This window comes from Aquimarina latercula DSM 2041, assembly GCF_000430645.1.
GTDB lineage: Bacteria > Bacteroidota > Bacteroidia > Flavobacteriales > Flavobacteriaceae > Aquimarina > Aquimarina latercula.
The window spans coordinates 111,636-135,757 of record NZ_AUMK01000010.1 but is presented as its reverse complement, the minus strand read 5'-3'; the positions used below and the strand labels follow the sequence as shown (position 1 = coordinate 135,757).

Here is a 24,122-nt window from a genome sequence, read left to right as displayed (position 1 = left end):
CAGGAAATACTCACTGCTTGAATTCTTGTCGATATTTCATATTCAAAAGATCTATTACATAAAAAATGAGGGAAAAAATAGTCTTATAGTTTTATTTTGTTAATTTGGAAGGAACAAACGATTATAAACGATCTCATTTCTTAAAATTTCTTCGGTATATGGCATTTCGTTTATTAAAAACTAATTGAAAATATATAGAATGCAAAGGACATATGTCCTTTATATAATTGTTACTTACTATTATGAAACACAAACAAGCACTATGTAAGAATGGTGAGATATTCACACCAGAGGATATAAATGATATTAAAAAGTTAGTCGATATGAGATATTATGGATTGACAGATGTTAGACAACAATTTGAATTAGTTGCTGTAAATGCCAAGGATAAAAAATACTTCAGATTCAAACACTCTCCTGGTAAAGACTTGACCAGAAACGAAACCAATCCAGGCCATCATAAAATTAAAAATGATCTTCTAAATTTTTTAACAGAAGCTAACTCCCTGAGAGTTTTTACAAATGAATTTGTTAAATATAAAGAGGACAATGAATTAGAAGAAAAAACAAAAAAAATAGAAACAGCATTGTTCTATCTAAACGAAACTACTTTATCGAATTATGAATGGCAATCGGAAGTATTTAAACGAATAAGTAAAGATGAATACACTTTGTTTGATATTGCAGGTTATTCAAAAGATGTTCCTTATCCAACATCAGCAAAACCTAATTTCATTTTTGAGGTTATTTTAAGTTCTTTTCCAAAACCTCCAATATTCAAATGGATATGTAATGACTCTGAAATTAATTTCACTATCTGTATTTTAATATATATATCAGAGGATGCATCAGAAAGGAAAAGCTACAATTACTGGTGGAATAATATAAGTGTTGATGATAATAAAAACTTGGCAATAAGATGTACCCAATATATTGATAACGGATTTTTCTATGAAAACAAAAATCAAATTGGTCATTATCTCGATGAAGAAGACGATGATGGGAACAAAATAAGACCCAACTTTAATTTAAACAATGAAAAAAACGAATATTGGGAAAAACATTATCTGTACATCAAAGAAAAATACTTTAAAAAAGCAGTTAAAAAACTAAAATAAAACAGTATGTAATAAGTGTTTACAAAGGATTTATTGTGTTTAGTGACCTCGATGAGACAAATGTCGAACTCTTTTGATCAAAAAGTTTTGAAAATAAGCGGATTAGCAAAATCGCTTAAGACGTCTTAACAAAAAATTATGAATTCAAACACTTATTGCTTTTTTAATAAAAATCAATTTTTCTTCTTTTCGAGAAGATATATCAAGAGTAATTCAAATTTCTTAATTTTATAGAATAATTATTAAACTCAAAGAAAGTTCTGAAAATTTCCCCCAAAATACTCGCAACAAATTATAATAAAAAAAGGATTGCGAATTCACTTTTTTTCTTTTTCATGTTTGCGATAACATATGCTCAAAATGGTAATGTAAAAGGTGTAATAAATGACAACAATGGTATTGCCATTTCCGGTGCTTCAGTTATAATCGAAAAAATTAATAAAGGAGTAGTTAGTGATTTTGATGGTAAATTTACTTTGGTTAATATTCCAACTGGAGATTATACACTTCAAATTAATTATTTAGGTTTTGAAACACTAAAAAAAGAGATTCAGGTTATTTCAGATAAAACAGTCTCAATTGCTATTGTGTTAGAGCCAAGGACTATAGAATTGGATGGAGTTACCATTGTTGCTCCACAAAATAACAACCAAATTTTAGCACTAAATAAACAAAAGAATAATATCAACGTATCTAATGTAATTTCTACAGATCAAATTGGTAAATATCCTGATTCAAATATAGGTGATGCTATAAAAAGGGTATCGGGTATAACCATTCAAGTGGATCAAGGGGAAGCTAGGGATATTATAGTTCGCGGATTATCTCCAGAATTGAATTCTGTTACTATTAATGGGAGTAGAATACCTTCTGCCGAAGGAGATAATCGTAATGTTCAGATGGATCTGATTCCTTCGGATATGATACAATCTATAGAAGTGAGTAAAGCCCTAACTCCTGAGATGGACGCAGATGCTTTGGGAGGATCTGTTAACCTGGTAACACGAACATCACCACAAAAATTTAGACTTTCTGCAACCTTAGGATCTGGACTAAATTTAATTTATAACAAAAGGATATGGAATGCTTCCTTTTTTGTAGGTGATCGTTCTAAAAATGGCAAATTTGGTTGGATGATTTCAAGCTCTATAAATGACAATGAGTTTGGATCTCAAAATATTGAAGCAGAGTGGTCCAATAGACTAATTTATAATACAGGTACCATAGATGGTAATGGAGATCCTATTCTTGTAGAAGATAATGTGCTTCCATACACTAAAGTACTCGAACAACAAACACATTTTATACAACGGGTAAGAAGAAGTTTTGCCCTTAATTTTGATTACCAATTTTCTACTGATCACACACTCTACTTTAAATCTATATACAATTGGAGAGATGATAGAGAAAATAGAGTTCTTTTAGAAAGTGAAATACTTAGTGGTGAAGATATTGAAGAAGATGACTTTACTATTGTTAATCAGAGGTTAACCCGTTTTCCGGTTGAAGTGAGTCGACAAATTAGAGGAGGAATCGAAAACAATAGAAATAAGAACGCTAGATTAGAAGATCAAAGGATGCAAAATTACACCTTAGGTGGTGATCATCTTCTAGGCAGTACTAAAATAAATTGGCTGGTATCGTATTCAAAATCCTCTGAAGATAATACAGATGAAAGAGTTTTGGAGTTTAAATCCCAATATTTTATCATTAATGATAATTCAGATCCAGAACTTCCATTGTTTCGCCCTGTAATAGCCGGAAGTGAAAATGACCTTTCTAGTTTTCTTTATGATGAATTAGAACAAGAGAGTAACTATTCAGAGGAGGAAGATGTTAATTTCTTTATCAATACGGAAATACCCTTAAACTTTTGGGAAAAAAGTGATGGTAATTTGAAATTTGGTTTTAGAGGTAGATTCAAGAATAAATTTTTGGAAAATGATTTTTTGACCCACGATTTGAGTGGTCAGTTTCCAACTCTAGCAGATGTTCCTTTTCGAGATTATTCGGATCCTGATTTTTTGGTCGGGAGTCAATATCAAGCAGGATTTTTTCCTCAGCAAAGTTGGTTAGGTTCTTTAATATTAGAAGGCGGAGAACCTGTTCCAAGTCAGTTTTTGGGAGAAAACTTCAAAGTAAAAGAGGATGTATTTGCTGCTTACATTCAAACACAGCAAAAAATAAACGAAAAAACTACTTTACTTACAGGTATAAGAACCGAGATTACTGATGTAAAGGCAACCGGTAATCGTGTTGAGGGTCAGGAAAATTTTGTTGGAGAGATTACTGAAAGTCAATCCTATGCGAATATACTACCGGGATTACACTTGAGATATGCGGTTACCTCCCTTACTATATTAAGATTTGCCTGGAGTAATACACTGGCTAGACCAAATTATGTTGATCTTGTTCCTACACAAGATATTGTGCTGGAAGATAGAGACATTGTTGTTGGAAACCCTGGTCTGAAGCCTACCACATCAATGAATTTTGATATTATGGCAGAACATTATTTTAAAAATGCAGGGATACTCTCCGGAGGTGTTTTTTATAAAGACATTAAGGATTTTATTTACACGTTTAGAAGTCAAACTATAGATGATCGATTTGGAGAAGGAACTACCGGTTTTAATTTGTTTCAACCTCTTAATGGTAGAGGAGCTACTATTTTTGGGGTAGAACTTGCTTTTCAACGTCAATTAAACTTCTTGCCTGGATTCGCTAAAAACTTCAATTTAGATATGAATTATACATTCATTTCTTCGAGTACTCAAGGAATTCAAAATCAAAATGGAGAAGAAAGAACAGAATTGGATCTTCCACGCACTTCTCCACATCTTTTTAATACTTCGTTGGGCTACAAAGACAATAGATTTTCTGCACGGCTATCTTTGAATTTTTCGGATGCTTATCTTGATGAAATTGGTCAAGATGGATTTCAGGATATTTATTATGACAAGCAATTATTTTTGGATTTAAATGCCAGTTATAACTTCACCAAACAGTTAAGTGTATATTTCGGTCTTAACAATATTACCAATCAACCATTGCGATTATATCAGGGATTTACTTCTCAAATCAATCAATTAGAGTTTTATGAAAAAAGATTAACCTTTGGTTTAAAGTATGACCTATCTAGCAAATAATATTTTTTATAAATAACGAACTAAAACCTTAACGAGAAGTACATTCCTACTTTTTCTCCGTTGAATTGAGGTACAAAAGTAACCCCTTCTTTCTTTTTAAATGGATTCCATTTAATTATTGGATCTAAATGATAAACTAATTTAGTTATAAGAATTCCTATACCTGCTCCCGCTATAACATCAGATAGATAATGTGCATTATTAACCATTCTAAATGTTCCTGTAGTAACAGCAAATAAATATCCACTGTAAGCGAGTACCGGACTGGTATCTTTAAATTCTTCATAAAGTACTGAGGCATTAGAAAATGCAACCGAAGTATGTCCTGACGGGAAAGAATTAAAATTATCAGAGTTTCCTGGACGTTGTTTACCAATACTCTCCTTAAGTATACCTGTTACACCAGCTGTTACTAGAGAAGAAATAAACAGGTTTTTTGTTTGATCAAACCAGTGATTTTTAGCTTTAATACCTAATATATCAGCAGCATACATTTGAACTATGGGAACATATCGGGTGTAATCATCTATATTATTGTAGTAATCGTTTCCAACTTGATTTCTCAAATCTCTTTGTAAATTATTTTCAAAATCACTTTCCGATAAAACAAATCCTAATGCTATTAAACTAGATGGTAAAATACTTTTCTGTAAAAATGTCTTTTCTTTTTTCTCCTTAACTTTTTCTTTTTTAATCAAAAGATTATGTCCTTGTCCAAACATTAGCGCAGAATTAAATATTAAAAAAACACTGATTAGAGTTTGTTGTGTTTTTTGTAAAAAGGGGCTTTTCATGATTTTTTAAAGCTATATTACAAATGAAATCTGAAGAAAATCTTAAGATTCTATCCTCTAGAATTTTAGCACCAATGATATTCCTGTAAAATTCTTAGAACTCGAAAATGTGATATCTAAATTATCTTTTTTGGGTTTTGTAAATAAATAAGAAGACAAAATTCCTAATGTTGCTCCACCAATTACATCATAAACATCATGTCTTTTATTAATACCTTCAACTCGGCTATAGGCGGTAAACGTTGCAAGAAGATAGGCGGGTACTCCATACTTCCATCCATAACGTCTTTGAATAAAAGAAGCACCTTGAAACGCAGATGAAGTATGTCCTGAAGGAAAAGCATGTCCATCGGTAGCTCCTGCTGGTCTGTCTTTATCGATGGTAAATTTTAAAAAATAGGTAACTGCCAAATTTGCACTAAAAGATTTTAAGAATTGCCAACTACCATCATAATCACCTGATAAGACCGTTACTAGACCTGCGGTTGTTGGAAGAGCTATTTGTAGTATATCTCCAACTTCCTCTATAGTCTTTTTTGTCCTTACTTCCGGAGGAGAATTGATAATAGTTTCTTGACTTGATAAATTGACACTTAGGCTTAAAACAAGACAAAATAGTATTGCCCTGTACACATTTTTACAATGATACATATTTGATAAATTTGGGGTTACTAAAAAATTAAAATGGAGTTGGTCTTAGAGCCTATTTACAATTGATTGTGAAAAGTTTTTCGATATTTCTTTGTTTTCCTTTTTCTAGAATAGTTGCACCGTAACTGGTATGGTATGTATGTTGCTGAAGAAATTTTATGTTTAATTCTCGCCATTCTCCGTCAGTGTATGATAATCCCAAATGTTTCTTCCATTCTTTTCTTAATAATTGATTACGTTTAAAAAAGAGATCACTACTTAAATGGAACAAATCAGCATCACAAAGAATAGCTTCCAATTCGGAATTAGGATTTTGCGGCATTTTGGTCGCATTGATATATTTTAAAACCTTATCTATCTTGGTTTTGGGATATTTCTCTGATTGCAAAAAGTTTAGAGCTAAAAGGCTACTCACATCTTCATGACCTTCAAAAACTTCTGACATTCCTGTATCATGAAAAAGAGCAGCGATTAGTAAAGGTTCCATTATCTTTTGATCTAAAGCATAATATTTACCAATTTTGTTTACCTTTTCATATACATCCAAAGTATGCCAAACATCATGAAAGGGTAAACCTTTACATCTGCTTTTTTTTAGGATTTTAACACAAAACTCTCTGGCTAGTGAAACCATATTATTCATTTTTTATTCTAAGATATAACCAGAATCTTAAGACAATCTTAATATTAGATTCTTCATTTCTTATAACCATCTAATTCTTTTAAAATTGATAGACTGATACAATAATTAGTTTATGGAATTACTTAAATATGCTCATATCTTGATCGTAGATAGGACTATTAATTGATAAAAAATCTAAAACGCTATGAAATATATGATGTTGTGACATAACTTCATTCTTCTTGATTTTTTTTGAGTCATCAGATAGCCAAACAATAAATGGAATTTCTAATTGTTCTTTCGGAGCGATACTAGCTGGTATTCCGTGCATATAAAGATTGTTTTCTCCTAAAGATTCGCCATGATCAGAAATATAAATCATAGAAGAGTTATAAGCTTCTAATTGCTTTAACTCTTGAATCAAAGAATTCAAAATATAATCAGTGTATACTATAGTATTGTCGTAGGCATTGATCAGCTCTTCTTCCGAACAATTTGATAATTCTACACTTTTACAAACGGGTTTGAATTTATTGAACTGATCAGGGTATTTTTTATAATAGGTGGGACCATGACTGGTACTTGTGTGTAAGACAACTAATATTTTATCTTTTTTACTAGTTTGTATTTGTTCTTTTAATCCACTAAGTAGAACTTCGTCATAATTACAATTTTCGTCTTTACTACATATTTTTTGTAAATCATCTTTTTTTTGGAAATTTTTAATAGTTACCTTGGGTTCTCCCCAGTTGGTTGTTCTCCAAAAAACTTCAACGTCATTCCTGAATAAATAATTAGGCAAAATCTCAAATAATTTGCCAGTGTTTTTGTGTTCTAGTATACATTTGGTTCCGGCGGTGGTATAGGTTGCGCAAGACTCTGCTTTGTAGTGATGAAGGTTTGTTATTTTTGATAGAAGTGGATTTGTATTTTTGGCATAACCGTACAGCGAAAAATTACTACTTCTGGCTGATTCCCCTATGACTAAGACGAATACAGATTTTTTATCATCTTTCACCTTAGCGTTTGGTAGTAAAATCTGTTTTTTGTTTTCTTTACTCTTATGCAAGAAATATCTATTTGTATTAATAACATAGGACCAAGGCATGACTAACCCGCCCAAAGTTTTAGAATTTTTGTCGATCCATAGCCAATTTGGTGCATTGATATAGACTAGGGCCAGAAGGAAAATTAATACTACCCCAACTGTACCCAGAAACTTTTTAAGTTTTGTTCTAACAAGTTCTACTTTAAAAATGAGTATACCAGGTAAAACACCTAATAAAACTATATAATAGAATAAACCAAACGATAGGAAACTGGTAGACTCTTCATAATTTGTATTAAAAACATTGCCAATCATCGATTTGTCGATGATAATACCGTAAGAACTTACAAAATAAACTGAGATGGAATTAATAACAAAAAATAAGACTAATAACCATTTTCCAATAGAACATAGAAGATATAATCCAATATAAAATACCAAAGCATTTAACAATATCGCAGCGGTAATTAAACTTACAAAAAGTAAAATGCCATTCAAACTTGATATATCAGCATTATTAATAACAAATTTGAAAAAGGGATAATGGAATAGAACTAAATTAACAAAACTAACTATTAACGTAAAGTGGCTTAATTTTATACTTCTTGACATACGGGAGGATTATTATATACTGGCTAATCATTAATGATAACAGTGATAAATTATAAATAGCTAAATCTTTTAGTAGCATTTTTTTTACAATCAAAAGACCCCAAATAGCAGTAATTGTAAAGAGAACGGGGAAAGTGTTTTTATTTTCAAACCAAATAAGCCAAGAAAACGTATTACTTATTTTAATTCCAATAATTGCAGCCGAAAAACCTATTAAACATCCAATTACCACGTCTAGAGGATAATGAGCTCCAACTGCTACACGGGAGAAAGAAATAAGCAGCCCCAATAATATAAGAGATAAAGACCATATAAGTTTTGCTGACTTCTGTTTGGGTAGAAAAGCAAATAGTACTGTACTAATCACTACAAAAGTAGCTATAGAATGTCCAGAGGGTAGAGATGAAGAACCGCATAAAGCGTTCCCAACAATAGTAAAATCATTATTATCAAATACAGCGGCTGGCCTTGGGACAGCAAACACTTTTTTCAGAAATACAGACATCAATAGTGCTAATATGGAAGATACTATTAGTTTCTCCCAAAATTTGGGAGCATAGATAATGAAGATGCTCAAAAATGGAAAAAGAATTAGAATATCTCCCAGTTCTGTCAAATTATTTTGAAGACCAGAGGCATGTGATAGGTTCTCATTTATGACAAAGAATACATTTTTTTGAATTAAAATATAATTTTCAATAAAACTTAATTCATTAGTACTCCAGCTGAAATATATAAGTAACAAAATAAAAAATATACTTATAGGTATAAGAGGTGTTAATCTTACTTTCGTAAAATTACTATGTACTATTTTATCTAGATTAGGGCTTAACATATTGAAACCTGATTTGTTAATGGATTTAATTAAATCCGGATTATCAAATTCTGTTACAATTTTAGAATGTAATTCCTAAGGAAGTCTTAAGTAATTCTAAAGAAATCCTTAAGAGGTTTGATTAGTAAGATAATGCGTGTGCATTATGCTAAATAATGTATTTTGATATAAAACTTATCTTTTTGCCGAAAAAAGTAAGTAAGCCGCTAAAATTGAAAACAAAATATTAGGTGTCCATACGGCGATCCATGGTTCCAAACTAGATTTGGAGGAGATTGTACCCAACACCTTATCCATAAATATAAAACTAAAGGCTAATACAATACCCAAAGCTAAATTTATTCCCATTCCCCCACGACGTTTCATAGAAGAGACGGCCACACCAATGATTGTAAGGATATAAGCAGAAATAGGAATACTCCATCTTTTGTAGGCTACTATTTTATAACGATTAAGATCAGAAGACCCTCTTTGATTTTCCTTTTCAATAAAATCACTCAATTCAAACACACTTAGCGTTTCTGCCTTATAATCAGAAGGAGTTAATTCTTCAATATTAAAAGGTAATATAGTATCAAATTTGCGTTCTTTTCTGATATAATCAATTGAGGGTGTAATTGTTCGTTTTACATAATCACGTAATTCGAAAATACTATCCTTTTCAATAAATGTGATCTTTCTTGCCGAAATTTTAAATACCATATCATTTCCTTTAAAATGCTCGAGAGTAAAATTACTTGCAGACTTGGATATTGGCGCAAAGTTTTGGGCATAGATATATTCATTATCATTGATCTTTCTGTAAACATTTCTTGTGTCTTTTGTTTTTCTATTTGGTCTAATATATTTTTCTGTGAACTCATTAAAACCTTTACTGGCTTTGGGTGCCAAAAAAAGGGTTAGTAATAAAGCTCCAAAACAAATAATTGTTGCACCAATAATGTATGGTCTTAGAAAACGCCAAAAGGAAACTCCTGAAGATAATATGGCTATTATTTCAGTTTTATTGGCAAGCTTAGAAGTAAACCATATAACAGATAAAAATAGAAATAAGGGAAATAAAAGATTTGCAAAGTAAATTATGAAATCCAAATAGAATTGTATTACCGCAGAAAGAGGTGCCTTATTTTTAATAATATTATCAATATGATCCGCAAGATCAACTATAATACCAATGGGAATGAATAGTGACAACATAACTAGAAATGTTCCTAAATACCTTTTTAAGATATACCAATCTAATATTTTCATTCTTACCTGATAAAGATGCTAGTATTAAAACCAAACTGGATCACTAACTGTTAATGTCTAATAAAAACTAAAAATATCAATGAAATCTAAAGCAATTTTAAAGAATGTAATCAATAAGAAATTATAATATTTAGACCCACCTAATTTCTGAAATTAAGATTTCCTTTAGATTTTCTAAAGATCAACTTTAGAATTCCATAATAGTTTGAAACAAAAAACATTATGGATTATAAAAAAGTATTGGTAGGTATAGTTTTATTGTTGTCATTCACCTTCGGAAATTCTCAGAATTTTAGCATACCTAAAAAGAAGAAAACAGAGAACAAACTTGTTAAACGTTTAACATTACCAGCATCTATTATGCTCTGGAGCGCTTTAATAAGTGGTAGTGATTTTGAAAAGGATTTACAAAGAGATTTAAGAAATCAAGTTGGAAACGATTATTACAATAATATAGATGATTATACAAGATATGTACCCTTTGTTCAAATGTATGGAGCTGATATTTTTGGAGTCAAAGCTAAAAATCATTGGTTTGATCAAACAAAAAATCTTGCCATTGCCGTAGTAGTAAATGATTTCGTTACAACTAGACTCAAAAGACTGATAAAGAAAAGAAGACCGAATGGCAGTGATGATTACGAATCATTTCCATCCGGGCACACATCTCTTCCTTTTACCGGAGCAGGATTATTATACCAAGAATTTAAAGACACAAGTCCATTATTGGCTTACAGTGGTTTTGGTTTTGCCATTACTACAGGTACATTTAGAATGGTGAACAATGCCCATTGGTTATCTGATGTAATGATGAGTGCGGGAATAGGAATATTGATCACAGAATTAATTTATTATTTTGATCCTATAATTAAATGGAATCCATTTAAGAATTCTAAGGATAGAATCAGCCTAATTCCTAGAATTGAAAACGGGAATTATGGAGTATATTTTGCAATGAAATTCTAAATTAACATCATTACTATGAATTTAAAACGTAAGGAATATATTGGGTACCTTTTTTTGGTAGTAATTCTATCTATAAGCTTATACCTGTCGATAAGTGATAAAATGTACTTTAATGGTGTTTTCGCCGCCGAAGACGGATTTATAGAATGGGGAACAACTATTTTATTGGGCTGTTCCTCTATATATTTATGGTTTGTCTTCTTAAAGGAATATAAGAACAAAAGGATATATTGGTTTTTAGGAGTTGTTGGACTAGCAATTTTATTTTTATTCGCTGCAGGAGAAGAAATTTCTTGGGGGCAACGATTATTTGATTTAAAGTCGGGAGATTTTTTCAATCAAAACAATAAGCAAAAAGAAACAAATTTGCATAATCTTATGGTTGGTGATGTGAGTGTTAATAAGCATATTTTTGGCAAACTTATTATATTGATACTAACTATTTATCTATTGATTTTTCCTTTTTTGTATAAGAAGTCTTTATGGATTAAAGATAAAATTAACTTATTTGCGATTCCTTTACCAAGATATCACCATACCTTGGCATTTGTGATAGCAACTCTTACCATAGTTATCATACAGGCGGATAGAAAGTGGGAAGTATATGAATTTTGTTTTGCTTTAATTTTTTTCCTCATTTTTATAAATCCCAAAAACTATCGCATTTATAGGGAGTAATTTATTAATCATCTTCTTTCACTTCTTTTTTAATAATAGTACCCTTCATATCCAATAAAACTTCTAATTTCTCTTCTCCAACTTCGATTTCGATTTCGTAAGCTTTGCCCGTTTTGGTTTCTGAGATTTCAACTTCTTCAATTTCAAAATCCTCGAAGTTTGCTTTCAATGATTGTAGAATAAATTCTGGAAGATCCTTTTTAGAAATTTCATATTCAGTTTCTTTCCAGGTTCCATCCTCTAGAAAATTGGCAGAATGTTTAACTCCATCTATTTTGAAATTAACTTCCCATTCTTTTTCATCTTCTTTTTCCCATAATATTGGTTTAACGTCAGGAAACCTTTGAGCAAATGTGTCTTTCACTTTAGCAGGAACAACTACTTTAGTATGGCAGCTTACCGAACTGATAGCTGTTACTAATGATGTAATAAGTACTATTTTTTTCATTTATGACAAGTGTTTAAATTAATACCTCAAAACTAAAGGGGAAATCTTAAGGCATTTTAAAGTAAATCTAAATTCTTTTAAATGTAATGAATTAATTTTAAGGTGTTTTTGATTCTATGAACATCTTAAGATTTCCTTTAGATTCTCTTTAGAATCACTTACTAGTTTGTGGTTATATAAATTAATTTAATCATGAACATATTACCATTCCTAAACAAATTAAGAAAAAAACTCATGCCATTACTAACAAGGCAAATAGGGAGGAAATATCAAAAAAAACTATTAGTAAATCCTGAAAATATTAATATCAACAAGGTTCTTATATGCAGACCTAACAGTCGATTAGGAAATCTTTTATTGGTTACACCGATAGTTCAGGAAGTTATTGATGTTTATCCGAATTGTGAAATAGATTTGGTAGTTAAGGGGAATATGGCCGATAAAATATTTAAAAATTATAATAATGTAAATACAATTATTAAACTTCCTAGAAAACCATTTAAAAACTTGTTTACTTATATAAAAATATTTTTATCGGTAAGCTTTAGAAAATATGATTTGGTGATTAACGCAGAAATTGGATCTTCCTCGGGAAAAATTCTAACCCTTCTCGCTAACGGAAAATATAAGATATTTGATGCTCCAGAAAAAATAGAATCTTTTCCAGAAGATTTTAAGCATCTTGGTAAAACACCAGTATATCTTTTTAGATATTATTTCACAAAGACAAGTGATACAAAATCAAAAAAGAAGATTCCTGGTTTAGATATAAAGCTCACAGAACAAGAAATTAAAAAAGGGAAAGAAGTTCTTAACCAAATTATAGATGTTAATAGAAAAACTATTGCCATATTTACCAATGCTACAGGCGATAAAAAATACTCAGTTGCATGGTGGAAAGAGAGATATACAGAATTACTCCATAAATATCCTGATCATAATATTGTAGAAATTCTTCCTATAGAGAACACATCGCAAATTAATTTCACGGCTCCAACGTATTATAGCAAAGATATAAGGGAAATGGCAGCTGTTATAGAAAACACAGATTTACATATTAGTGCGGATTGCGGAGTTATGCATTTAGCGAGTGCTACCAATACTCCAACAATTGGTTTGTTTTCTGGAACAGCAAAAGAAAAATACGAACCTTATAATACATTAAAAAGCTTTGGATTCGTTACAAATAAAAAGAACATGGATACTTATTATGATAAAATCAATCTTATTTTAGTTTCGGGAAAAGAATACCCAGTTCAAGTTTAGAATTAATTTTTATAGAAAAAGCGAACATTTACTAGAAGCCTTATATGTTAGTCATATATTCGACTATTAACGAATCTTCCTATCTGATAAAGGTTTATATTTAATGAAAAAGCATAAATACCTAAAATAAATGAAGATTTTGGTTACAGGAATTGCAGGGTTTATAGGGTCTCATGTAGCAGAAAGACTTAATGAACTTAATCATGATGTTATTGGTATTGATAATTTCTCTAATTATTATGATGCTTCTTTAAAAAGGAAAAATGCCGATGAATTATCCCTTAAGGGAATTCAAATCGTTGAACAGGATTTACGTATTGGTCATATTGTAAATTCATTGCCTGTAGATATCGATTATGTGTTCCATTTTGCCGCACAATCTGGTATATCTAAAACATCAACCTTTGATGATTACCTAACTAATAACATCACGGGAACACAAAATCTATTAGAGTATGTATTACAGTTTACAAAACCAAAAATGTTCGTTAATATTAGTTCCTCTTCTGTGTATGGTAAGATGATAACATGCACTGAAAACAAAATTCCCCAGCCGTTTTCGTATTATGGAGTGACTAAATTAGCAGCAGAACAACTAGTGATGTCTAAACAAAGAACAAGTTTATTAAATGCTTGCTCATTACGCCTGTTTTCCGTTTATGGATCAAGAGAACGGCCAGATAAATTGTTTACCAAATTAATTGATTGTGGTATGCACAATAAGAAATTCCCTCTTTTTGATGGTAGTTTACAGCATTTAAGAAGTTTTACTCATATTAAAGACATAGTGGATGGAGTAGTTTCTGTTATTGGTAAAGAAGATATTTGTAATGGTGAAATTTTTAATATTGGAACAGAAGCAGAATATACTACCAAAGAAGGTATACAGACTGTTGAACGATTACTAAAAACCAAGATCCAGTTTGATATGCTGCCTAAGCGAATAGGAGATCAAAAAAGGACTAATGCCAATATTGATAAGGCTAGGAAACTTTTAGGGTATAATCCTTCAATTACTTTAGAAGAAGGCGTTTCTGAACAAATTCTATGGTTCAAAAAAAATGCTAAGCAGCTGGAAAGTGTATCGTAAAATTATGATGCTGATCTTTAAATGAGTACTCTATATTAAAATCATATTCGTCACATATCTTTTTAACAATAGCTAATCCCAAGCCCAAAGATTTTTTCGATTTGTTTTCAGTATAAAATCTGTTGTATAATTTATGGGGTTCCTTAATAGCATCTTTTCCACTATTTGAAACAGTAAAAGACTTTTTGTCTGTGCGTATAAAAATCTTTCCAGTTTTTGGAGTGTATTTAATAGCGTTAGAAAGAAGATTATCGGTAAGAATTCCCGCCAAATTTTCGTCTAATAAAATGTTTAGATCCTTTAATCCATTACTTTCAATAGGGATATCGCTAATCTCTTTTAAATTGCTAATAGATGACTTTAGACTTTCGGTTATATTTATTTTTTGGTTGTAATCAAATTGCTGATTTTCAATTTTAGTAAGTAATACGAGTCTTTTGTTTAGATTAGCCAATCGTTGTATGTTTTGTTGCACTTCGGTAAGCAACTGAAACTGTTTATCACTTATCCCATCTTCATCTATAAGATTTCCTACCTTGGCCTGCGCAATAGCCAAAGGTGTTTGAATCTCGTGAGAAACATCTTCTGTAAATTGTTTTAAGTTTCTATAGTCCGTAACTACTTTAGTGGTAAGTGATTTTATTTCATTATTCAATTCAGAAAACTCTAGTATATCAGTGTCTTCTAACACAATTTCTTGATCTGATTGGAGCGAGAATTGCTGTATTTTCTTGATGTTTTTAAAGAAAGGTTTCCAGATAATTTTTGAATTGATCCGGTTATAATAAAATTGGGTTAAAAAAACCAGAAAGATAATACTGAGGTATGCTATCAAAATCGCCAGAATAATATCATCAGATTCCACAACTAGAGTTCTTACAGATATTTTATAATTTTTATTGTGTACCTTTTTGTAGGATGAAATTTCACGAAATAATTCCTCTTCATTTTGGGCAGGATCAAAAATCAAAGTATCCTTTAAAACGGTTTTGCCTAATTCTTCTGTATTCTGTACGGTGATTAATGGCTCAAGCGAATTGATATTTTGATCTTTTTCCAATGCTTGTTCAATACGGTATAATGTAGACTCCAGCCCTTCATCAGTTTCATCTCGAATAAAGAAATTGGTTACAAAATATAATGCCACCATGCTTAAAGACATTAAAACTATTCCTGAGATCAGGAAGCTTTTGGATGTCTTGGTAATTAATTTAATCTTTTTTTTCTCAGTACTCATTATTATTCATCAGTAAATCTATACCCAATACCATAGACTGTTTTTATATAGTCTGCAGCAACTTTAGTTAGTTTTTTTCTAAGGTTATTGATATGTACATATATGAAATCAAAATTATCAACTAAATCAATATGATCACCCCAGAGATGTTCGGCTATGATCTCTTTGGATAATACCCGATTTTTGTTAACCATAAAATAAACTAATAGATCATATTCCTTTTTGGTTAACTGCATAGTACTTCCGTTGACATAGGCTTGTTTTGCCTCTGTATCTACCTTTATTTCATTGTACGTAAGATACGAATCTCCATCGTATTTTCCTCGTCGCAAAACTGCTTTTATTCTAGCATTTAACTCCGGTAAGTGAAAAGGTTTGGTAAGATAATCATCTGCACCTAAATCAAGTCCTTCAAGCTTGTCATCCAAAGAGTTATTTGCTGAAATAATAATAACTCCAGTTTTCTTGCCATTACCTTTGACTTCTTTTAAGACATCAATACCACTGCCTGTAATCAAATTGATATCTAAAAGTATGATATCGTATTCGTACAGTGATACTTTATACATTGCCTGATCAAAATCTGATGCCGTCTCACATACATTCCCGTCACGTTTCAAAAACTTGACAATAGACTCCTGAAGTGCGATTTCATCTTCTGCTACTAGAATTTTCATAGAAAATAGTTAAAACCTTAATTTATAAAATTATGTTATAAATCTAAACGAAATCTAAAGTTATCTGTAAATAGAATGAACATTTGCAATTCAGTTGCACATCTATTTTTTTATCTTTGCCAAGTGAAATATTTAGCGATCATATTGTCTGTGTATTTTGTGGCACTTAATTTTGTGCCTTGTGGAGATATCGACTTTACCAATCACGAAACTGGAAATGTGTCCATAGAAAGTTTTGATGCTAATCACGATCATGCTTGTGAGTTTTGTTCTCCATTCTGTAATTGCCATTGTTGTCATACACATGTTATCAATGAGCAACATTTTTGGTATGAAATTGATTATGTAGTAATCAGTAAAAAAGTTTCTTCAAGAGAACAAGGGTTTTTGCAAGATGTATCCTTTCGTTTCTTTCAACCCCCCAAGATAGTTGGCTAATTTCAAGTGATATAATATCACCCACAATATCATTTAGTCAATTTATCAAACTTAATTATGAACAAATACTATATAAGCCTTTGGTTTATACTATTGTTTGGTGCATTCACTTTTGCGCAAAACACCTTGGAAATAAAAATTTTAACCGAAAAAGAAAAAGAACCCTTGTTGGGAGCGACCGTGTATATTGAATCTTTAGATAGAGGTTCGATCACAAATTTTGATGGGATTGCTGAGTTTACAGATTTACCAGATGGTGAATATAATGTACAAATATCCTTCTTAGGTTTTCAGACATTGAAAACATCTATCAAAGTTCCAATGAATGGTAATCTAATGTTCTATCTGAAAGAAAGTGCGAATTCTTTAGATCAAGTTTTCTTACAATCCACCAGAAGCACTCGTACCGTAAAGAAAATACCAACCCGAATTGAATTTATCGGAGCTGAAGAACTGAGTGAAAAAGCCATAATGAATCCTACTAATATATCGATGGTATTGCGCGAGAGTACGGGTATTCAAATGCAACAAACTTCATTGAGTAGTGCCAATACCAATATTCGAATACAAGGTTTAGACGGTCGTTATACACAGTTATTACGAGATGGTTTTCCTCTATATGGTGGATTTTCCAGTGGTTTAAGCATTTTACAAATTCCTCCACTAGACTTGAAACAATTCGAGATTATAAATGGAAGTTCATCAACCCTCTATGGTGGTGGTGCCATAGCAGGACTTGTAAATATGGTCTCTAAAAACCCAGAAGAAGATCCACAACTTGATATAATGCTTAATCAAACACAGGCACTTGGTAGCACTGCCAATATCTTTTATGCAGAGCGAAAAAATAATTGGGGATGGACACTTTATGGTTCAGGACATTATCAAAATGCTTATGATCCAGAAGATGATGGTTTCAGTAATTTACCACAAACTCAGTCCATAAGTTTCAATCCTAAATTGTTTTATTACCCTTCAGAAAATACTACTATTTGGTTTGGAATTAATGGTACTTATGATGATAGAATAGGTGGAGATATTACCAAAATAGAAGATGGCGAAAATGGTATTCATCAGTATTCTGAAGAGAACCTATCTAAACGAGTAAGTACTCAAGCTGTTTATGATACTCAAATTGATTCTACTCGATCTGTTTCCATAAAAAATAGTATTGCTTTTTTTGATAGAAGTTTAGAAATACCAGATTTGTTATTTAAAGGAAAACAATGGAATACATTTACAGAAACAACTTATCAAAAGGAGGGAATAAAGACTGATTGGGTTTTAGGAGCAAACTTATATACTACATCATTTGATGAACTGGAGAATCCGTTAAATCGAGATCAGAAGGATCTTACCGTAGGATTGTTTGCAAACAATATTTATGACATTTCCGATCAATGGATTCTAGAAACAGGTTTGCGTACGGATTATGCAAGGGATTGGGGCTTTTTTGCGTTGCCAAGAGTTTCAATATTATTAAAATCCGATAGTAGTTTTTCAAGCAGGCTAGGTGGTGGTTTGGGATATAAAATCCCAGATATCTTTACTGAAGAAGCAGAATTTATCAATTTTAGAAATATACTACCGATAGACAGAGATTCCCTTGAAGCGGAACGTTCTTATGGTCTTAATTTGGATTTCAACTTTCAAACTCGATTATTTGACAATGTAAACTTCTCAATCAATCAATTGTTCTATCTAACAGCCATTAATAAAGGATTACTTTTAAATCCTGTAGACAATGAATTTTTTCAGTTCGAAAATGCATCAGGTGAAATTCTAAGTAAAGGAACAGAAACCAATATAAAATTTACCTATAAAGATTTTAGATGGTTTTTGAATTATGCATTCATTGATACAAGACTAAATTATCTACCTGGTAATCCTCAGAAACCTTTAACAGCCCGACACAACGTTGGTAGTGTCTTGATGTATGAATCTGAAAAATGGCGTATAGGGTATGAAACTTATTATACAGGAAAACAAATTCTCTCCAATGGAGTTGAGACTACCGATTTTGTAACTATGGGTTTACTTGGAATGCGTAATTTTAAGTGGGGAAGTGTTTTTGTAAATTTCGAGAATTTTACAGACAGACGGCAAAGTCGCTTTTCACCATTGGTACTTCCTCCACATGAGAGTCCAACGTTTCCTGAAATCTATGCTCCAACAGATGGGTTTATTTTTAGTTTAGGAATTATTTTAAAACCATTCGGAAACGAAGACAATCATTAAAACGAAAGAAATGATATCATCAGACAAGTTTTTAGAAGATAAAGGAGTTCGACCTACTGCAATGCGTCTTTTGGTCTTTCAATACCTCGCCAATGAAAAAGTGGCCAAAACTCTCACGGACGTAGAAAATGCTTTCGTAAAAGCAGATAGGACAACACTCTATAGAACTCTTAAAACCTTTGAGCAAAAAGGAGTGGTTCATCAAATAGATGACGGTTCGGGCGTTACCAAATATGCATTGTGTGAAGAAGGGTGTAATTGCGAGCTAGAGAGAGATTTGCACTTACATTTTCATTGTAATAACTGTAATGAAACTGTTTGTTTGACATCTCATAAAATTCCACATATTAACTTACCGGAAGGTTTTATTACAGAAAACGCTAATTTGGTTTTAAAAGGGATATGCGATAAATGTAGTGGAAATTAAATGCACTTCCGTTGCACGTTTTTAATACCTAGTTTAGATCCATAAATAAAAGCATTATGAAATTCAATACTATCATACCCTCAGTACTTAAGGAAAGTTATTTAATAGAACTTGAACACTATCAGACATATTTACAAAAAGGAAACTTGTCAATGGCCTGGTATCATTTGGAACGTTCTCATATTCTCGGTCAATCTTATCCTTTACAACATTGTTATTCTCATTGGCTAATGTTAAAGTTTGGGTTTCGCCAAAAGGATGTTAAAGAAGTTTTAGGGCAAATACTTCGACTTTTAGTTGGCGGATGGAAATCATTTATTGATCATGTACCACTAGGAAACACAGGAGGAAGCAATGTACTTCCATTAAGAAAAATGGAACTACCGAAAGATTTACAGTTGATTTTAGAAAAAAATAAAAGAGGATAGTGGGGCATAATCATCAACATCATACATCTACTAAAAACTTAAAAATTGCCTTTTTCTTAAATCTTGGATTTACAATTTTAGAATTTATAGGTGGACTATATGTAAATAGCATTGCGATTGTATCTGATGCCATACATGACTTAGGTGATAGCTTATCATTGGGTACATCTTGGTATTTGGACATAAAATCAAAAAAGGATGCTGACTCTAAGTTCTCGTTTGGCTATAAACGCTTTTCACTATTAGGGGCATTGATTAATAGTGTAGTATTAATAGTTGGGTCGGTTTATGTTATATATGAGGCAATAGGCAGAATTCTAAAACCTGAACATTCAGATGCGCAAGGTATGATCATTTTTGCCATTATTGGTATTACGGTAAACGGATACGCTGCTTGGAAAGTCAGTAAGGGTAAATCATTAAATGAAAAAGTAGTCTCTTGGCATTTACTTGAAGATGTACTTGGATGGGTTGCAGTTTTGATTGTAGCAATTATATTATCTATTAGAGATATACACTATCTCGATCCTGCACTTTCTTTGTTAATTTCACTTTACATTCTTTATGGTGCAATAAAACGTTTGAGAGATACACTCTACCTATTTTTGCAAGGGGTTCCCAAGGGATTAAATTTAGAGGAAATAAAGTCAAAAATATCTACAATAGAAAACGTCGCTTCTTTACACCATACTCATCTATGGTCATTAGAAGGTGAGCATCATGTATTTACCACTCATATTACGCTCAAAAACATAGAAAATCTTGACCAAATAATTGAGATTAAAAAACAGGTCAAGGGAATCTTGAAAGAATATCATTTTGATCATTATACTATTGAAACTGAACTTGAAGAAGAATCCTGCGATTTGAATAAAAACTCCTTTTAATATCCCCAATGTTTGAATAATATATTCTTGAATAACTCTTTACTTTTTTACGATTTTTATTAGAGTTTATAAACTAATATAATTTAATGGATAATAAATGTGTAAATCTGATTATAAAAATATGCAGATTTTGAGCAAGGTTTTTTTTGAGTTCTGAATCGTTGTTAAATTCATTGATATACCTGTTCCAAAAATATAAAACTATCTAATACAGATTGTTATTTTTTTTGATCTGTCTTCATTGAGTTCGAATCCTGCATCCGGCACAATATTCTGTAAATATTTTCCTGCGAACACTAAATGGGTAGTTCAAACTTTTTAACACTAAAAATCAATATGTTGTGTGTTTTTATAAATTTTATTAAACATTGCAAACCCCTTATAAACCTCTATGTTTACAAGGGATTTGCAATATTCAATGACCTCGAAGAGACAGAGTTCAAACTTTTTGAATGATGATATTAACTTAATTCTCTCAAAATCAATGATTATGAATAATGCTTCCTCGCAAAGATTTAATCCCACTTCATCTTTTGCAACCTGACAGCATTTAAAATTGCAAGCAAGGCAACACCTACATCTGCAAAAACAGCTTCCCACATTGTGGCTAGTCCACCGGCTCCTAAAATGAGAACTATAATTTTTACGCCAAAGGCTAAAACAATATTTTGCCAAACAATACTTCTGGTAGAACGTCCTATTTTTATAGAACGGGCAATTTTTGAAGGTTGGTCGTTTTGAATGATAACATCTGCCGTTTCTATGGCAACATCACTTCCTAAACCACCCATTGCCATACCAACATCACTTGCTGCCAAAACTGGTGCGTCATTAATACCATCGCCTATAAAAGCGACTGTTGTATCTGGTTGTGCTTTGAGTTTTTCTACTTCGTTAAGCTTATCTTCTGGCAACAAACCACCTTTTGCCCAATCAATACCTAATTCTTTAGCGACTTTTTGCGTAATGGAATCTTTATCCCCAGACAGCATTATGATTTTTGAAATACCAGCCTCGCGAATTTGCTTAATCGCCTGATGGGCATCTTCCTTCAGTTCATCTGCAATCGTTACGTAACCTGCAAATTTGCCATCTATTCCTACCATTACTATAGATTCCACAATAATATCAGTTTCTGAAGGGACATCAATGCTATTTGAAGTCATTAAAGCTTTGTTTCCTACCAGCACGGTTTTTCCGTTTATGGTTCCTTTCAATCCTTTTCCCGCGATTTCAGTTACGTCGGTTGCGTCATAGTCGGCACCATCTGCCTTATATTCCAAAATTGCTTTTGCAATGGGATGGGTGGATTGTTCTTCCATCGCCATCAGGTATTGCATAAATTCCGCCTCCGCGAAAGCGGATGTATTGACCACTTCCTTAATCTTAAAAACCCCTTTGGTAACAGTTCCCGTTTTGTCCATTACCACGGTATTCACTTTGGTCATTGCATCCAAAAAGGATGCGCCTTTGAATAAAATACCGTTACGTGATGCTGCACCCAGACCACCGAAATAGCCCAATGGTATAGAAATAACCAATGCACAGGGACAGGAAATAACTAAGAAAATTAATGCTCTGTACAACCAATCACGAAACACGTAATCATCAACAAAGAAATAAGGAAGAAAAGTCAGACCAATAGCCAGAAATACAACGATAGGTGTGTAAATCCGTGCAAACTTTCTGATGAACAGTTCAGTCTTTGATTTACGGGCGGTGGCATTCTGCACCATATCCAGAATTCGCGCTATGGAACTGTCCTTAAATTCTTTAGTGGTTTCAACTTCGATGACACCATCGAGATTGATGCTTCCCGCAAAAACCTTTTCGCCTTTCGCAATGGTATCGGGCTTGCTTTCACCTGTCAAAGCTGCCGTATTAAACGACCCTTTATCTGAAAGTAAAATACCATCGAGTGGTACTTTTTCACCCACCCGAACCTGAATTTTCTCGCCAATCTCGACGGTTTCAGGATTGACAGAGACAAAATCATTATCTCGGTAGACCAATGCTTCGTTAGGGCGCACGTCGAGTAACGCTTTAATATTTCTTTTGGCGCGATTGACCGCTGCGTTTTGAAACAGTTCGCCTACGGCGTAGAAAAGCATTACCGCCACACCTTCGGGATATTCGCCTATGGCAAAAGCCCCCAATGTGGCAATGGACATCAAGAAAAATTCCGTGAAAAAGTCGCCTTTTAAGATACTGTTCCAGCCTTCCCGTATGACAGGAAATCCAACTGGGATATAAGCCACAGTGTGCCAGACAACACGAATCCAACCTTTAAAGAAGGGGAAGGCATCAAAATAATCAATGGCAATGCCAACTATCAGCATCACAAAGCTAAAAATGGCAGGTAAATAAGTTCTGAAGTTTGACAATTCTTCCGGACTGCTGTGATTGTGTCCGTCATCGTGGCTGTGCTCGCCCTGATGTTCTTTAGGGTCTATGTCGCGTACATTTACTTTTTTCTTTTTCATAAGGTTGGTATGTATTTTTTTATAATTATTTCCAAGTCGTGAGGAAGTTCCATTCTCATAAGAGGTGGAACGTTAGCACCACCCGTATTTCCTACGGGCACGTGGTCAATAAATGATTTCCACCCGCCAACGACCAATCGAACAACTTGACCTAAAATCTCTTTTATGTTTTTTTGTCTAAAGCCAAATTTGAGCATCAGCCAATGGGAATAGGTATGTTCGTAAGGATAGGACTGCCCGAGAATGTGTGAACGTTCAAGATGCTTCCAAGCAATTCCATAATCTTTCCGATTCAATGCGTTACGATATAGATTCACTTCCTTATCATAGTGTTCTTTTAAACCTTTAGGGATGGTGGTATTCAATTTCATCTAACAAGTTTTTATGAATTGACCCAAGCCATAGCCTGTTCCTTTTTTTTGGCTTCAAAATATTTGGACTCGCTTCCGGTAAAGAAATCGGTTGCCTTTGCTGCCCATTCCTGCCATTTTTCATTTCCAACGAATGCTATTTTCCCGTAATCCTTGATATGGGCTACATCAGTCTTGATGTCTTCCCAAAATCCTTTAATAGTATAGCCTTCAAAATCTTCCATTTCAAAATAGAAGTCCACTTTGTGACCCTTGTCGATGATTCGATGGATTTGTTTGTGAATGGTTTTTAAATTTTCTTCGTTCAATTTACCCGAAAGCTTTGCGGCAATCAGGCTCTCTTTTTTCGTATCTATAAACTGTATCATAAGTTCTTATTTTTCAGCGTTCAAAGTACAGGTTTAAACC

Annotated in this window: 23 protein-coding genes; 11 read left to right on the top strand and 12 right to left on the bottom strand. The window is 32.4% G+C overall.

Annotation, left to right across the window (positions count from 1 at the left end; all coding sequences use genetic code 11):
- Positions 1 to 242 precede the first annotated feature (242 nt).
- A complete protein-coding gene (locus H526_RS0109605) occupies positions 243 to 1,118 on the top strand; it encodes a hypothetical protein (RefSeq protein WP_027392808.1) in 876 nt (291 codons plus the stop codon).
- Positions 1,119 to 1,453: 335 nt separating this feature from the next.
- Complete coding sequence (locus tag H526_RS0109600; RefSeq protein ID WP_035085098.1) at positions 1,454 to 4,267, top strand: TonB-dependent receptor; 2,814 nt, start codon at positions 1,454 to 1,456, stop codon at positions 4,265 to 4,267.
- A 20-nt stretch (positions 4,268 to 4,287) separates the two neighbouring features.
- On the opposite strand, the gene H526_RS28780 is transcribed toward H526_RS0109600, so the two are convergent.
- The 6 genes from H526_RS28780 to H526_RS0109570 all read right to left on the bottom strand — a co-directional run bounded on the left by H526_RS28780 (position 4,288) and on the right by H526_RS0109570 (position 10,080).
- On the bottom strand, positions 4,288 to 5,061 hold the full coding sequence (locus H526_RS28780) for a phosphatase PAP2 family protein (protein WP_051336081.1): 774 nt from the start codon (positions 5,059 to 5,061) through the stop codon (positions 4,288 to 4,290).
- Between the two features lie 57 nt (positions 5,062 to 5,118).
- Positions 5,119 to 5,712 carry a phosphatase PAP2 family protein gene (locus H526_RS28775; RefSeq protein WP_051336080.1) on the bottom strand — a complete coding sequence of 198 codons (594 nt, stop codon included), beginning with the start codon at positions 5,710 to 5,712 and terminating at the stop codon, positions 5,119 to 5,121.
- A 52-nt stretch (positions 5,713 to 5,764) separates the two neighbouring features.
- Positions 5,765 to 6,346, bottom strand: a complete 582-nt coding sequence (locus H526_RS0109585) for an HD domain-containing protein (protein WP_051336079.1) — start codon at positions 6,344 to 6,346, stop codon at positions 5,765 to 5,767.
- A gap of 127 nt (positions 6,347 to 6,473) precedes the next feature.
- Positions 6,474 to 7,994 carry a phosphoethanolamine--lipid A transferase EptA gene (gene eptA, locus H526_RS0109580; RefSeq protein WP_035085096.1) on the bottom strand — a complete coding sequence of 507 codons (1,521 nt, stop codon included), beginning with the start codon at positions 7,992 to 7,994 and terminating at the stop codon, positions 6,474 to 6,476.
- On the bottom strand, positions 7,951 to 8,829 hold the full coding sequence (locus tag H526_RS0109575; RefSeq protein ID WP_027392804.1) for a phosphatase PAP2 family protein: 879 nt from the start codon (positions 8,827 to 8,829) through the stop codon (positions 7,951 to 7,953). The genes eptA and H526_RS0109575 overlap by 44 nt, the downstream gene beginning before the upstream one ends.
- A gap of 174 nt (positions 8,830 to 9,003) precedes the next feature.
- The gene (locus H526_RS0109570; protein WP_027392803.1) at positions 9,004 to 10,080 is read right to left on the bottom strand and encodes an LptF/LptG family permease; all 1,077 of its coding nucleotides are present in this window, start codon (positions 10,078 to 10,080) and stop codon (positions 9,004 to 9,006) included.
- A gap of 222 nt (positions 10,081 to 10,302) precedes the next feature.
- Between H526_RS0109570 and H526_RS0109565 the strand changes: the two genes are divergently transcribed.
- On the top strand, positions 10,303 to 11,046 hold the full coding sequence (locus H526_RS0109565; RefSeq protein ID WP_027392802.1) for a phosphatase PAP2 family protein: 744 nt from the start codon (positions 10,303 to 10,305) through the stop codon (positions 11,044 to 11,046).
- Positions 11,047 to 11,061: 15 nt separating this feature from the next.
- Entirely contained in the window at positions 11,062 to 11,724 is a 663-nt protein-coding gene (locus H526_RS0109560) for a hypothetical protein (RefSeq protein WP_027392801.1), read from the top strand.
- Between the two features lie 4 nt (positions 11,725 to 11,728).
- Here the strand turns inward: H526_RS0109560 and H526_RS0109555 are convergent, their stop codons facing one another.
- Complete coding sequence (locus tag H526_RS0109555) at positions 11,729 to 12,172, bottom strand: PepSY-like domain-containing protein (RefSeq protein WP_027392800.1); 444 nt, start codon at positions 12,170 to 12,172, stop codon at positions 11,729 to 11,731.
- A gap of 234 nt (positions 12,173 to 12,406) precedes the next feature.
- On the opposite strand from H526_RS0109555, the gene H526_RS0109550 reads away from it, so the two are divergent.
- Together H526_RS0109550 and H526_RS0109545 are read left to right on the top strand one after the other, a co-directional pair.
- A complete protein-coding gene (locus H526_RS0109550; protein ID WP_162144484.1) occupies positions 12,407 to 13,438 on the top strand; it encodes a glycosyltransferase family 9 protein in 1,032 nt (343 codons plus the stop codon).
- Between the two features lie 130 nt (positions 13,439 to 13,568).
- A complete protein-coding gene (locus tag H526_RS0109545) occupies positions 13,569 to 14,528 on the top strand; it encodes an NAD-dependent epimerase/dehydratase family protein (RefSeq protein WP_027392798.1) in 960 nt (319 codons plus the stop codon).
- On the opposite strand, the gene H526_RS0109540 is transcribed toward H526_RS0109545, so the two are convergent.
- Both H526_RS0109540 and H526_RS0109535 read right to left on the bottom strand, forming a co-directional pair.
- Positions 14,503 to 15,765, bottom strand: a complete 1,263-nt coding sequence (locus tag H526_RS0109540; RefSeq protein WP_027392797.1) for a sensor histidine kinase — start codon at positions 15,763 to 15,765, stop codon at positions 14,503 to 14,505. The genes H526_RS0109545 and H526_RS0109540 overlap by 26 nt on opposite strands.
- 2 nt (positions 15,766 to 15,767) lie before the next feature.
- Positions 15,768 to 16,442 carry a response regulator transcription factor gene (locus H526_RS0109535; protein WP_027392796.1) on the bottom strand — a complete coding sequence of 225 codons (675 nt, stop codon included), beginning with the start codon at positions 16,440 to 16,442 and terminating at the stop codon, positions 15,768 to 15,770.
- 123 nt (positions 16,443 to 16,565) lie between these two features.
- On the opposite strand from H526_RS0109535, the gene H526_RS28770 reads away from it, so the two are divergent.
- The 5 genes from H526_RS28770 to H526_RS0109510 are packed head-to-tail and all read left to right on the top strand — an operon-like array spanning position 16,566 to position 20,860.
- Positions 16,566 to 16,880, top strand: coding sequence for a DUF6660 family protein (locus H526_RS28770; RefSeq protein WP_155839648.1), 315 nt, complete (start codon positions 16,566 to 16,568; stop codon positions 16,878 to 16,880).
- A 57-nt stretch (positions 16,881 to 16,937) separates the two neighbouring features.
- Positions 16,938 to 19,118, top strand: coding sequence for a TonB-dependent receptor (locus tag H526_RS0109525; protein ID WP_035085094.1), 2,181 nt, complete (start codon positions 16,938 to 16,940; stop codon positions 19,116 to 19,118).
- Between the two features lie 10 nt (positions 19,119 to 19,128).
- Complete coding sequence (locus H526_RS0109520) at positions 19,129 to 19,545, top strand: Fur family transcriptional regulator (RefSeq protein WP_027392794.1); 417 nt, start codon at positions 19,129 to 19,131, stop codon at positions 19,543 to 19,545.
- 56 nt (positions 19,546 to 19,601) lie between these two features.
- On the top strand, positions 19,602 to 19,973 hold the full coding sequence (locus H526_RS0109515; protein ID WP_027392793.1) for a DUF3703 domain-containing protein: 372 nt from the start codon (positions 19,602 to 19,604) through the stop codon (positions 19,971 to 19,973).
- The gene (locus tag H526_RS0109510; protein WP_027392792.1) at positions 19,973 to 20,860 is read left to right on the top strand and encodes a cation diffusion facilitator family transporter; all 888 of its coding nucleotides are present in this window, start codon (positions 19,973 to 19,975) and stop codon (positions 20,858 to 20,860) included. The genes H526_RS0109515 and H526_RS0109510 overlap by 1 nt, the downstream gene beginning before the upstream one ends.
- Before the next feature lie 515 nt (positions 20,861 to 21,375).
- On the opposite strand, the gene H526_RS0109505 is transcribed toward H526_RS0109510, so the two are convergent.
- From H526_RS0109505 to H526_RS0109495, 3 genes are read right to left on the bottom strand one after another with little or no spacing between them, the layout of a single operon-like run.
- The gene (locus H526_RS0109505; RefSeq protein ID WP_027392791.1) at positions 21,376 to 23,343 is read right to left on the bottom strand and encodes a heavy metal translocating P-type ATPase; all 1,968 of its coding nucleotides are present in this window, start codon (positions 23,341 to 23,343) and stop codon (positions 21,376 to 21,378) included.
- On the bottom strand, positions 23,340 to 23,714 hold the full coding sequence (locus H526_RS0109500; RefSeq protein WP_027392790.1) for a DUF3703 domain-containing protein: 375 nt from the start codon (positions 23,712 to 23,714) through the stop codon (positions 23,340 to 23,342). Before H526_RS0109500 ends, H526_RS0109505 begins: the two co-directional genes overlap by 4 nt.
- 11 nt (positions 23,715 to 23,725) lie before the next feature.
- Positions 23,726 to 24,082, bottom strand: a complete 357-nt coding sequence (locus tag H526_RS0109495) for a SpoIIAA family protein (protein ID WP_027392789.1) — start codon at positions 24,080 to 24,082, stop codon at positions 23,726 to 23,728.
- Positions 24,083 to 24,122: the final 40 nt, after the last annotated feature.